Source organism: Waltera acetigignens, assembly GCF_025567015.1.
In the GTDB taxonomy this organism is placed as follows: Bacteria; Bacillota; Clostridia; order Lachnospirales; family Lachnospiraceae; genus Acetatifactor; species Acetatifactor acetigignens.
In genome coordinates this window covers 1-11,419 of sequence record NZ_JAOQJO010000010.1, presented here as the reverse complement: position 1 = coordinate 11,419, position 11,419 = coordinate 1, and the positions used below count along the sequence as shown (strand labels likewise).

The 11,419-nt window shown below is 42.6% G+C and carries 13 protein-coding genes and 1 pseudogene; 4 read left to right on the top strand and 10 right to left on the bottom strand.

What is annotated here, in order from left to right:
• Window positions 1-70: 70 nt before the first annotated feature.
• Window positions 71-817 (top strand): copper homeostasis protein CutC, encoded by a 747-nt coding sequence (locus tag OCV96_RS10345; protein ID WP_262594469.1) that lies wholly within the window; start codon window positions 71-73, stop codon window positions 815-817.
• Window positions 818-841: 24 nt separating this feature from the next.
• Here OCV96_RS10345 and OCV96_RS10340 read toward each other — a convergent pair whose 3' ends face one another.
• Window positions 842-1,312: a GNAT family N-acetyltransferase gene (locus tag OCV96_RS10340; protein ID WP_022153335.1), complete on the bottom strand. Its 471-nt coding sequence runs from the start codon at window positions 1,310-1,312 to the stop codon at window positions 842-844.
• Between the two features lie 131 nt (window positions 1,313-1,443).
• Window positions 1,444-2,466, bottom strand: coding sequence for a glycoside hydrolase family 5 protein (locus OCV96_RS10335; RefSeq protein WP_262594468.1), 1,023 nt, complete (start codon window positions 2,464-2,466; stop codon window positions 1,444-1,446).
• Between the two features lie 219 nt (window positions 2,467-2,685).
• On the opposite strand from OCV96_RS10335, the gene OCV96_RS10330 reads away from it, so the two are divergent.
• Window positions 2,686-3,429, top strand: coding sequence for a helix-turn-helix transcriptional regulator (locus OCV96_RS10330; RefSeq protein WP_262594467.1), 744 nt, complete (start codon window positions 2,686-2,688; stop codon window positions 3,427-3,429).
• A gap of 36 nt (window positions 3,430-3,465) precedes the next feature.
• Here the strand turns inward: OCV96_RS10330 and OCV96_RS10325 are convergent.
• From OCV96_RS10325 to OCV96_RS10305, 5 genes and pseudogenes are all read right to left on the bottom strand, one after another.
• Window positions 3,466-3,606 (bottom strand): annotated as a pseudogene (locus OCV96_RS10325) (helix-turn-helix domain-containing protein); the annotation flags it as partial.
• A gap of 172 nt (window positions 3,607-3,778) precedes the next feature.
• Window positions 3,779-4,654 carry a helix-turn-helix domain-containing protein gene (locus OCV96_RS10320; protein ID WP_022312918.1) on the bottom strand — a complete coding sequence of 292 codons (876 nt, stop codon included), beginning with the start codon at window positions 4,652-4,654 and terminating at the stop codon, window positions 3,779-3,781.
• Window positions 4,655-4,790: 136 nt separating this feature from the next.
• Window positions 4,791-4,934 (bottom strand): hypothetical protein, encoded by a 144-nt coding sequence (locus OCV96_RS10315; RefSeq protein WP_015554546.1) that lies wholly within the window; start codon window positions 4,932-4,934, stop codon window positions 4,791-4,793.
• A 62-nt stretch (window positions 4,935-4,996) separates the two neighbouring features.
• Window positions 4,997-5,320: a hypothetical protein gene (locus tag OCV96_RS10310; RefSeq protein WP_004613237.1), complete on the bottom strand. Its 324-nt coding sequence runs from the start codon at window positions 5,318-5,320 to the stop codon at window positions 4,997-4,999.
• Between the two features lie 352 nt (window positions 5,321-5,672).
• Entirely contained in the window at window positions 5,673-5,870 is a 198-nt protein-coding gene (locus tag OCV96_RS10305; RefSeq protein WP_262594466.1) for a nuclear transport factor 2 family protein, read from the bottom strand.
• A 264-nt stretch (window positions 5,871-6,134) separates the two neighbouring features.
• On the opposite strand from OCV96_RS10305, the gene OCV96_RS10300 reads away from it, so the two are divergent.
• Window positions 6,135-6,461, top strand: a complete 327-nt coding sequence (locus OCV96_RS10300; protein WP_262594465.1) for a helix-turn-helix domain-containing protein — start codon at window positions 6,135-6,137, stop codon at window positions 6,459-6,461.
• A 32-nt stretch (window positions 6,462-6,493) separates the two neighbouring features.
• Window positions 6,494-8,512, top strand: a complete 2,019-nt coding sequence (locus tag OCV96_RS10295) for a hypothetical protein (RefSeq protein ID WP_262594464.1) — start codon at window positions 6,494-6,496, stop codon at window positions 8,510-8,512.
• A gap of 179 nt (window positions 8,513-8,691) precedes the next feature.
• Here OCV96_RS10295 and tnpC read toward each other — a convergent pair whose 3' ends face one another.
• The 3 genes from tnpC to OCV96_RS10280 form a co-directional block, all read right to left on the bottom strand.
• On the bottom strand, window positions 8,692-10,320 hold the full coding sequence (gene tnpC, locus OCV96_RS10290; protein ID WP_262594463.1) for an IS66 family transposase: 1,629 nt from the start codon (window positions 10,318-10,320) through the stop codon (window positions 8,692-8,694).
• Between the two features lie 271 nt (window positions 10,321-10,591).
• Window positions 10,592-10,948 carry an IS66 family insertion sequence element accessory protein TnpB gene (tnpB, locus tag OCV96_RS10285; protein ID WP_118140447.1) on the bottom strand — a complete coding sequence of 119 codons (357 nt, stop codon included), beginning with the start codon at window positions 10,946-10,948 and terminating at the stop codon, window positions 10,592-10,594.
• On the bottom strand, window positions 10,941-11,321 hold the full coding sequence (locus OCV96_RS10280; protein WP_262594462.1) for an IS66 family insertion sequence element accessory protein TnpB: 381 nt from the start codon (window positions 11,319-11,321) through the stop codon (window positions 10,941-10,943). The genes tnpB and OCV96_RS10280 overlap by 8 nt, the downstream gene beginning before the upstream one ends.
• Between the last annotated feature and the right edge of the window lie 98 nt (window positions 11,322-11,419).

Genomic DNA, 11,419 nt, shown 5'->3' with positions numbered 1-11,419 from the left:
ATGAAGCAGCAAACAAGAGTCATACGCAATAATATCATGTATTACCATGTATGGATTGAGGGGGACTATTTTGAAAGGATTATTGGAAATCTGCTGCGGCAGCTTCGAAGATGTGAAAACCGCCTGGCAAAATGGTGCAGACCGGGTAGAGCTTAACAGCGCACTGTATCTGGGTGGTCTCACACCTTCTACGGCCAATCTTATCTGCGCAAAAGAGCAGTGCAGCATCCCTATTGTAACAATGGTCCGCCCAAGAGGAGGCGGCTTCTGCTATTCACAGGATGAATATGAGACCATGCTCTTAGATGCCCGCATACTTTTAGAGCACGGAGCTGACGGTATTGCTTTCGGCTTCCTGACAGCGGATCATGCCATCCATAGGAACCGGACACAGGAAATGATCGACCTCATCCATAGCGCCGGAAAAGAAGCAGTATTTCACCGGGCGTTTGATTGTGTTGTACAACAGGAACGTGCGGTGGAGGCATTGATCTTACTTGGTGCGGACCGGATCCTCACCAGCGGTGGTGCACCTGATGTATGGTCGGGCAGAACGCAATTGCAAAAGCTGCAAAGCCAGTATGGTAAGGATATCACATTTTTAGCGGGAAGCGGCGTGAATGCACAAAACGTAAAAGCGCTGATGGAATATACGAGAATAGAGCAGGTTCATACATCCTGCAGAAGCTGGCAGCCGGATGTGACTGCCTCCCTGCAGGACGTGGACTTCTCTTATGATAGAAACCGAAAGAATGCATATGAAGCAGTAGATGCCGTAAAAGTGAAGGAAATGCGGGCAGCAATGCCTATATTGTAATCATGCCTGCCACCTCCGTCCGGCTCACAGGATATATTCCATCTGCCGTTCTTTTGTCTTCATCCCCATCTTTTCATAAAAGTGCTCTGCCGAAGTGTTGCCTGCCCAGACGTTCAGGGTTACTTCATAGCAGCCCAGTTCTTTTGCCTGCTGTTTCACATATTCAAACAGGCTTTCCCCGATATGCTGCCCCCGTGTCTGCTTGTCAACACAAAGGTCATCGATAAACAATGATTTAAAGGGCACCATATTCGTGGAAAAGGGCTGCTCCCTGAGTTGGCAGAATGCATAGCCCATGCACAGATCATCCTCGTCTACGGCAACATAGATAGGGTGATCCTCCTGTTGTAATAGCTCTGTCAGCTCGCAGGGGGTGTATTTCGTAGTACCCGGTATAAAAATATCCGGACGAATCTCTGCATGTATCTGTAATACCTGCCCCAACAGTGCAAGAATTCTTGGAATGTCCTTTTTCTCTGCCTTACGAATCTTCATTTCTATTTCACCCCTTTACAATTCCGAATTGTTTCAGTTTACCATGCTTGCCGTTGTATAGCAATATGAGTAAAAATCTTTCTAAAACTTAAAAACAAATCGAAAGAGTAAATGCATCAATAACTTTCCATCTACTTCCGGTTCCAAAGCTTCAGCAATTGTTCGCGAATCGGTGCATAATGTTCCCCAATAAGTCCGAAATCCATCTCCTTATAAGTCCAGACAGCACAGCCGATACCGAACTGCCGGAATACGGTATCCACATCCGTGAACCAGCGCAGGGTATCTTCTACAGGAGCCTGATCAATAACACCGAATTCTCCACAGTACAAAGTCACTCCGGCATTTTTCGCAGCAGTAACCGCCTCCATTACCATTTCCGTGATAAATTCTGTTCCCATAGTCTGTGACTGTGCCTTACAGACCACTTCTCCCTGATATCCGATGGGCAGTGACTTTGTACGATAATAGTCCATTGCTTCCGGATAATAGATATCTTCGGTCTGGCTTATGGTCGGTACCCAGTGTGCTTTCTGATGAGTAAACAGCAACGGCTCATAGAAATGGAACGTGAACAATATATTTTCATCCTTGGGCTTCTCTAACAGTTTCAATGTCTTCACACTGTTCCATTGAATTCCACCGTATATAATAATGGTGTCTCTGGCTATTCGGCGAATAGCGTCCACCGTTTCCGCAATGAGCAGATTCCACGCTTCCGCATTTTCCTGCTCTACCACTTCATTCAGCAGTTCAAACGCAACATGAGTCTCGTTCGCATAATGCCCTGCAATCTTGATCCACAGATCTACAAAACGCTTCTGCACCATTTTATTTGTAAACAGAATATTCTTTTTCTTATCTCCGGCATTATTAAAATCGTAGCCATATGCTTTATGCAGATCCAGTACAATATTCAATCCCTGCCGTTTACACCATTCCACCACTCTGGTCACATAGGCAAAGCCCTCTTCTCTGGTTCTGCCATGTTCATCTTCCAGTACTTCATAATCAATTGCCAGACGTACATGGTCAAATCCCATGGAGGCAATCTTACGAATGTCTTCCTCCTGAATAAATGCATCGTAATGTTCTGTGCTATGCACACACTGAGATAAATAGCCACCTAAATTGATACCTCTCTCTAATTTCATGCTCTTGCCCTCCTGATCCTTCGCAACGGAAAATTTATAATCCTGCAGTTCTTCTTTTCTCTATCATATAATTTCAAACATCATTTATATATCGTTTCTATATTATTTTTATCGTTTTTATGCTATATTATTTATAGCATGCCACTATCTTCACTTCACAAGGGAAAGAATCGCATAGCGGTTTGGAAAACACTTTAATAATTTCAGAAAGGTGTCCATATGAACATTCCTCAGGAACTTCTCTATCAACAATATGTCCGCAGAGAATTAGAGACTTATCGCGCCCCTTATGATCCGGAAGCGGAATTCTACAGCTATGTCAGGCAGGGAAATACTGAAAAAATAGCAGAATTATGCCATGAATCTTTTCAGGAAAAGAAAGGCCTGGGTGTCCTCTCGGATTCTCCTCTGCAAAATCTGAAATACCACTTTACCATCACTGCTGCCATGCTGGCAAGATATTGCATCGAAGGAGGTATGGAAGTCACAGAGGCTTATGATCTCAGCGACTACTACATTCATAAGGCGGATCTAATGAAATCAAAAAAAGAAATTTCCGCCCTGCACCTGCAGATGTGTCTGGATTACACTACTCGCATGGAAAAAATGCATAGAAATCATGCCTGCTCCCGTCCGGTTGCCCAGTGTCTGGAATATATCTATGATCATTTACATAATCGTATCACTGTCCCGATGCTCGCTGCTCATGCCGGCATATCTCCCGGTTATTTAAGTCACCTGTTCGCAAAAGAGATGGGAATTTCTGTCAGTTCCTATATACAGAGCAAAAAAATAGAGACCGCTCAGAATATGCTTTGCCATTCCGATTATGCGATCTCTGTAATTTCTACTACCCTGGCGTTTCCCAGTCAAAGTTATTTCACATCTGTTTTCCGGAAAAAGACCGGGAAAACACCAAAACAGTATCGTGCAGAACACTTCCGCACTTCCGGCATCCAATAAATTGCTGATCTGAATAAGATTAGTAATCTCAGGATATACCTGCCCCGATTTCCATTTTGCCACAGCTTGCCTTGATACTGATAATTTTTCTGCCAGTTCTTCTAGCGTTAACCCTCTATTTTTACGAATCAACTGTAGTTTTTCCGAAAAATCATTCTTGACCACCTCCAGAATCATCGTGCACCAACGGGGAATCTAATCCAATATATTGCAAGTTGCAATTATGCTACTTATATTATACATAAACACCATCTTAACGTCTCAATTTTCGAATATTCGGATTGACATTTCTTCTACCATATTATATTATCTATTCATAAAAGAAATGGGTTTTGTGCCAAGTAAAGCCTTATGGCTCCAACGGGGTGCTCGTTTCTTTTTTTATATCCAGAATATCATACAAATACATTTTTCCATCATTTGCATGCCTTATTATCAAAGATGCATGAAATACGTTATATCTTTCAATATCTTCATTATCACCATATACCGGTAATGCAAAATAAGTATCATATCTATACCAGCCATTCCTTGCATTCCAATTATGTTTCCCCTTATTATTTTCTCTAAAATATCTGCCTGTTGAAATTTCTATCATTTCAGGAATTCCCTGTGTTGCATTCGCTTTAGCCTTTGCAACTGCTCCATTCAGCCTTTTGGTATATACTGATCCCGAATATTCACTTGGCAGATCAGATCCGATATATATAACATCACCGGTAGACGCCACCTTATAAAAATCGCCGACATATTCTTTCAAATATGCCCTCACTTCCTTCCAATCGATGGAACGTTTTCCTTTAAACCGGATATCATTAATCACCACAATACTATTCCCATCAATATCCTGAACAACCGAAACATTCCTCTGTTGTGACTGGTTACTATCGTTGATTTGTTTACAAACATCAAAAAGTGCTAGGTAACTGATGATTCTTCGTCTACTCTGTGTATCAGATTGCCGAAACAGTTCAATCATATAATTTTCTTCTGACACATAATCGTTGGTTGCGGTCTGTTCTTCATTTTCTTCTACACAAAGCAATTCCACAAGCGTCATATCTAGTGCCTTGCATATAGACACCAGTTTATCCGCCTGTGGATTGATTTGTTTCTTTCGCCAGTCACTGATCGTACTGGTTGCGATACCTGTTCTTCTGGACAGTTCCGTCTGGCTCATATGTAATTCTTCAAGTCTTGCAAATATTTTCTCATATATCTTCATGGCGCAATATCCTTTTCCCAACCTTCCCGTTTCCGATTTTTCGGATATTGTATCATGAATAATCTCTTTTATCAATACTCTAACAGTACTATAGATCCTGAGTTATTGTTCTATTTGCTCTCCGACAAATAGGAAGTTATCGAAGAGCATCCCTTAATTGCAACAAGCTACTACGGATACTTTCTCCAGCTCCACCAATAGCCTGTGCTATAATGATTGCGGCAACTATAATTGCCACTGCGACAATAATTTTTCCAATCAAATATTGATATTCTTTCATTTTGATTACCTCCATCTACAAGTATCGATTTTCTCAATTCTCAAAACAGGAATTTGACTTGCCTATTTTCTTAAAATCTCATGTGGAGCTTCTATTTCATTTGCCAAGGTATGCTCTGTTAATTCTGACATCAATTTCAATTTTTTATTAATCAATGGTCGCATACAATTAGGAACATGTTCCTGATGCGCTCTGTGGATTGCTACACATTCCTTACAGTTTCCGTGATAACGACAGGCTTTCAGGCAAGGACAGTGATCTTTGTCTTTATACTCCTTACGAAATTCCGCTGCAAATTCTTCTTGCAGTCTCAGTCCCTCGACACGGTTTCCCTTATGAAATTCTACCATTGCATCCAGTTCTTTCTGGTTCCCTTCAATCTTCATGTTATTATAGCGCCTCCATTTCAACTCTTCCTCATTTTCTGATAAATTCCGATTGAGATTTCACCTGTTCTAAGAAGTTTAATAACTGTTATATTTTGTTATCATATTCCTCACAAACCATTGAAAACACTACATTTGTGACAGGTGAGCTTTCCCTTACATATTCCCTTGTGTTATATCGTCCCACCAGTGTTTACGGACTCTGGTAAGGGAAAAAGCAAGGGCACAAGATGTCCGGTGGACATCTGCTCTGTACCGACCGAAGCGGCAGCGGAGACCAACAAAATCATATAACACAGTATAACACAAAATGGATTTCGGTCTTTTTACTAAGTTTATGTATAAATACTTCTTAAAATTTTCCGTTCTGGTTCTGCCATGCTGACTTATCAGCGATAGGCTCCATTATATCCCAGTGCTCTGCGATTTTTCCATTCTCAACTCTGAAAAGATCGTAGTAGCATGTGTGTGCACCGACAAAGCTGCCCTCTGACACTGCCAGTCCATAGTTGCCATCTGCTAGTACCTGATATGTCTTGTCATAAATCATCTGGATGTGCTATATTTTAACAAAGAAGAATCAGACTGGATTGCTGATGATTCCTCTCAGGATATAGAAAGCATTTTCCATAAACATCCTGTTATCCATATACCAGAAAGACGACTTGATTATATATCATCAATTATCCAGAAGATTTCTTATGAACACAATGGTGTAGATAGTCTGTCTTTATCTTTCATACATTCTTATTTTCATGAACTTATACTTTTTATTCTACGCTGTCAGATGTATGAAGATAATGTTATTACGAAAATGGATACAGGTAATGAACTTATCCAGAAGGTTATTGAATATATTATCGAGAATTATCACAATGACATAACTATGGCTGCTACTGCCGAACTTTTTAATATGAGTGAATCGAGCCTTTCCAAGAAATTTAAGGCTTTTACAGGCTTCAGATTCAGAGAGTATCTTATTAATGTAAGAACGCACGCAGCAGCAGACCTTTTTGTCAACACCAGCCTCTCTATTACTGAGATTGCTGACAAATGCGGTTTCGCCGACAGTAATACTATGGGCGGCACATTTAAAAAAATCATGGGCGAAGCGCCCGGAAGCTACAGAAAGAGCCATTAATTATATTTTTTTATTTTAGGATGGAGGTTATTATGGCAGATTTTATTTTACTTGATGAAGATTTCTCTGATTTTCCTATTGGTGAATTTCCTTATGATAAGAATCATTCAGCAATGGGTGAGTATCATTTTATCCATTATCCTGGATATTATGGTAAATGGTATGACCCAGTATGCAACCACACTTATAACGGTCAGGGGGCTTCCTGGATTATTTCTGAATATAATGGAAAACATTTTATGGAGCAGATGCGTATCCGCAATGACAAGCCACACCGCACATTTCCTATGCTCACAAGCGGTGACAGATTTTGGCGCGATTATACTATAACTGCAAGTGTGCGTATGTTTACTACTAAATGGGGCAATGCCGGCATTGGTTTTTGTTGTCAGAACTCTGCTAATCTTCTTGTCCTTGTTTTTGAAGATCATGAGTTAAGACTTGAGTATCGTCATAAGGAAGAGGTTAGTATTATTGAATCTGCACCTTTTGATTATAATTGTGATGATACTTATGTACTTAAGGCTGAGATTAAAGGCAGCCATGTTATTTGCAGCGTTGATGATAAGGTTTATTTTGACCTTGACACTGAATATGCAAGGCAGGGTGGCAAGGTTGCCATTACTGCAACTATCCCAACACAGTTCGGTTTTGTAAATGTTACTACTTCTGAAAGTACTGCTGCTTCTATTGATGCTGCAAGAAATGCTTATAAAGCTGAATGTGAAGATGCACAGGCACATTATCCTAAGATGAAGCTTCTTAAGAAAATTGACCTTAAAGGCTGCGGCACCGGAAGACAGCTTCGTTTCGGTCATCTGCTTGGCAATGGCGAGTATCAGATGGTTATGGCTCAGTGCCAGAAAAGAGTAAACCGTGATGCTTATGGAACAATCAGCTGTCTCACCGCATTTGACCTTGATGGCAATATATTATGGCAGCATGGTGAACCTACTGATAATCACGACATTGGAACTATATCAGCAGATATGCCTATGCAGATATATGATATTGACGGTGATGGCTTTGATGAGGTTATTACAGCCAAGAATTTTGAAGTGCTGATTCTTGATGGCAGAACAGGTGAAGTGAAGAAACGTGCCAAAACACCTTTCTCTACACCAGAAGAGGACGGAACTATTATCGGTGTTCCTGATAAAATCTACGCATTTGACAGAATTAATCCTGATGGTATGCGTATATGTAATTTCCGTGGTCTTGAAAAGCCACGCGATATTCTCATTAAGGACCGTTATTGCAGGGTGTATGCACTTAACGATGACCTTGAGGTTATGTGGCATTTCCAGAGTGATAAGAATACCGGACATTTTCCTTTTGCAATTGATATTAACGGGGATGGACATGATGAACTTTTAGTTGGTTATAACATGCTTGACTACAACGGTAATAAAATGTGGACTATGCCTGTTAATGAAGACCATATTGATGAAATTGTTCCAGGCAGATTTGAGTCAGGACCACACAAAGGTACTAAATTCTTTGCCTGTGTTGCAGGAAAGGAAGGCTTCCTGATATCTGATTTTAACGGAAAACTTCTTAAAAAGGATGGCATAGGCCATGCCCAGCGTGTCAGTCTTGCTAATTATCTTCCTAACCGCCCAGGCTATGAAATAGTTGTTGTTAATTTCTGGGGACATCAGGGAATTATATATTTCTATGACAGCGAGGGTAATCAGTTATGGGAAATGGAGAACGAGCTTAATGGTAATCTCTTAACTCCTGTAAACTGGACTGGTGACGGTCAGGACTTCATCCTTCTTAATGCTGATGTAGAGCGCGGAGGAATGATTGATGGCAATGGTATCCAGGTTGTTAAATTCCCTGATGATGGTCATCCTACCATGTGTGCTGAAGCTGTAAACCTCTGCGGCGATACCCGTGATGAGATTGTCACATGGGATTATGATTCAATGTACATATATACACAGGATGATGCACCTAAGGATGATGTATATGCACCTTTCAAGTATCCTGATTATAATGCTTCTAATTACCGCGGAGAATATTCTTACCGTGAGAAATGGTGGTAAATTAAAGAATATAAAAGTAGCAGGATTGCTGAGTATATCACGCTTTGCAATCCTGCTGTTTTAATTTTATTGTTTCTTAATCACTCTCTGGTTGAAAGCATAGCGTAAATAACTGGCAGAAATATAAGTATAAGCGTAAACGTCAAATCCTGCGCCTACCCTTAAATTTAACGCCGCTTTTATGAGCGGCGTGGTTTCCGGCATTCCTCGGGAAGCTCCTCTGCCCAGGGCATCAGCTGATCTAGTTTTGCCGGATCTATATTTCCTTTTTTGTCACAATACTTAGGCAGCTCCGTGAGGATATACCTGAAGTAGTAGTACGGGCGCAGATTGTTCAGCTTTGCTGTTTCTGAAATACTGTAAACAAGAGCGCTGGCTCCGGCACCTTTTGCTGTGTTATGGAACATCCAGTTCTTCTTGCCGATACAGAAAGTCCGGATAGCCCGCTCGGAAGCGGAGTTATCGATCGGGATATCCCCATCGGTCAGAAATACCTTTAAATAGTTTTCCTGATGGATGATGAAATTTAGTCCCTGTCCGGTCCTGGATTTCGGAGGCACCGCACATTCTGCAGCCTGTTGTTTTGCCCACGCAAAGAAATCCTCAACCAGCGGCTTTATCCTTGTCTGCCGCTGTGTAAGGCGATCCGTTGCCGGAAGTTCTTTCAGTTCGGTATCGATCCGGTAGAATTCTGCAATCTTTTGTAATGCCTGGTATGCTACGGAATTTTTTACTGACAGGGGATCCTTTTTATCCGCTGCCTTTACGGCATCTGCAAAGGCTCTTCTTGCATGTGCCCAACAGTTTGCATTTGTCACTCCCGGCAGTTTTTTGTCCAGCAGATGATACTGCTCCAGACTGTCCGTGACCAGAACTCCTTTGTAGTTCCGGTAAAACTCCAGCGGCTTTTCGTGATCCCTGCCTTTCTGGTATTCGTAGATCACCACAGGACGTTCCTTATAGAACTCCCCGGAACGGTGTACCCACATGTAGCATTTACTGTTCGGACGGTCACTGTCACCGATCACCTGTGTCGGTGTTTCGTCTGACTGCGTCACCGGCAGGGACAGCAGTTCCTGCTTCATACGATCCACAAACGGTGCGAAATATTTCTCAGCACACCGGATGATCCAGTTCGACATGGTCTGTCTGGAGATATTTACACCATTGCGTTGAAACTCCTGCTCGACTCTGTGCAGTGCAGAGGAGTTCACATATTTTACATTCAGAATGGATGCAAGCAGGGAAGGAGTAACGATGCTTCCACGCAGAAGATCCTTGGGGCGTTTTCCACGTAAGAATTCGTCCTGATGATCTCCACCGGTGCCTACATAGACTTCCACGGTGTGAACTTCCACCGTCCAGGATTCCGGCTCATGGCGCAGTCTTTTGTAGGTTTCATCCTTCATTCTGCGCCAGTTGCCTGCACCATAAAACGCATCCAGTTCTTCTGTGGATACCTGATAAGGAGGAAGTATCTCTTCCGGGAAATCTTTCAGATCCGTTTCCCGTTGTCCTTTTTTCTTATGGTTACGTCGGGATGGAAGTACTTCCTCCGCAGCAGGTTCCGGGACAGACAGATCGCAGCAGCTTTCTGTCTCATCAAAGAAGGACATCTGACCATCTATGGAATCCAGCGTTTCTGTGTGTTTTCCGAAACGATAGCTGTTCGCTATGCGTACCTGTTCGATCAGCCGCTCGATGTTCTCATTCAGGGTATCCAGCTGTCCCTGCATCATAAGAACGATGGTGATCAGTTCTTCCCTGCTGCAGTTATTCAGTTCTTCCAGTGTATGTCTGTCTGCCATTGTTCCGCTCCTTAAACTGTTTTCATTATACCAGAAAACACAAAGGATTGCGAACCGGCAACCCCGCAGGTTTCGTCATTCTGCCTATGCCTGTATGGCGGTGTGATGGTCATAGAGCCAGGGAAATATAAAGTTTTCAAGGTGCTGAAATTTTATCCGGATCCTCCTGTGGATACGTCACAGACCATGAAACAGCGTTCAGAGAGGCTGTAACACCGGGAATGGATCTGACCTGATAACAGGCATAAAAAATCTATGTTTTGCACAAAGATCAGGTGGGCTTTTGCGGTGTTACTTCCCTGACTTTGGGGTTCAGGGGATTCAGCCCCATCATAAGATAACGGAACTGTTCCTCTGTAAGGTCTGCGGCTTCTTCGCTGGTTCTCGGCCAGGACAGGGAACCTGCCTCCAGCCGTTTGTAGAGCTGAAGAAAACCGTCTCCCATCCATAGAAGTCCCTTGATGCGGTCGGACCGTCTGCCACAGAACAGGAATAAAGTTCCTTTTTCAAAAGGATTCTGATGGTATCTGTCTCCAATGATCATGGACAGCCCATCGATCCCTTTGCGCAGATCCACATATCCACAGGCAATCACGACTCTGCGGATACCGGCAGCATCTTCAAGCATGAAGCACCTCCTGCAACAGCCTGCAAAGCAGGGACTCTGAAATATCGTTTGATAATTCCAGCGTCAGGCGGTCTGATCTGATCACTGCAACCGGAGTCATTGCTGCCGGGACGGTTGGCACCGGTGTTGTGTCCAGAGCAGTTTTTACCGGGATTTCTACAAAAGAGAGGGCAGACGGGTTGGTGACATCCTGGAGTCCCTCCTGTTCACAGACTTCCCGGCGGATCTTTCGGAGCCAGTAATAGTAAGATTTTTCAGAAATATCGTTTTCAGCAAGCCACTGTTTTGCTGTAGTGCCTGCCGGTCTGTCCTGGCACTGTCGAATGATGTTTATCCAGTTCGACCTGCGGACAGTGTGAGTTAATTGATCCATGCGCTTTAGCCTCCTCTAAAAAACTAATAGTTTTTTCGTGTCATTTAGAGTGTGGCACAAAAAGATCAATTAGCCAAGGCGCAGGATTTGACGTTTAC

Coding starts and splice junctions, on each gene's coding strand:
- OCV96_RS10340 (WP_022153335.1), bottom strand. CDS start 1,312: ATGAAGATTCGTAAGGCAGAGAAAAAGGACATTCCAAGAATTCTTGCA.
- OCV96_RS10335 (WP_262594468.1), bottom strand. CDS start 2,466: ATGAAATTAGAGAGAGGTATCAATTTAGGTGGCTATTTATCTCAGTGT.
- OCV96_RS10330 (WP_262594467.1), top strand. CDS start 2,686: ATGAACATTCCTCAGGAACTTCTCTATCAACAATATGTCCGCAGAGAA.
- OCV96_RS10320 (WP_022312918.1), bottom strand. CDS start 4,654: ATGAAGATATATGAGAAAATATTTGCAAGACTTGAAGAATTACATATG.
- OCV96_RS10315 (WP_015554546.1), bottom strand. CDS start 4,934: ATGAAAGAATATCAATATTTGATTGGAAAAATTATTGTCGCAGTGGCA.
- OCV96_RS10310 (WP_004613237.1), bottom strand. CDS start 5,320: ATGAAGATTGAAGGGAACCAGAAAGAACTGGATGCAATGGTAGAATTT.
- OCV96_RS10305 (WP_262594466.1), bottom strand. CDS start 5,870: ATGATTTATGACAAGACATATCAGGTACTAGCAGATGGCAACTATGGA.
- OCV96_RS10300 (WP_262594465.1), top strand. CDS start 6,135: ATGGATACAGGTAATGAACTTATCCAGAAGGTTATTGAATATATTATC.
- OCV96_RS10295 (WP_262594464.1), top strand. CDS start 6,494: ATGGCAGATTTTATTTTACTTGATGAAGATTTCTCTGATTTTCCTATT.
- tnpC (WP_262594463.1), bottom strand. CDS start 10,320: ATGGCAGACAGACATACACTGGAAGAACTGAATAACTGCAGCAGGGAA.
- tnpB (WP_118140447.1), bottom strand. CDS start 10,948: ATGCTTGAAGATGCTGCCGGTATCCGCAGAGTCGTGATTGCCTGTGGA.
- OCV96_RS10280 (WP_262594462.1), bottom strand. CDS start 11,321: ATGGATCAATTAACTCACACTGTCCGCAGGTCGAACTGGATAAACATC.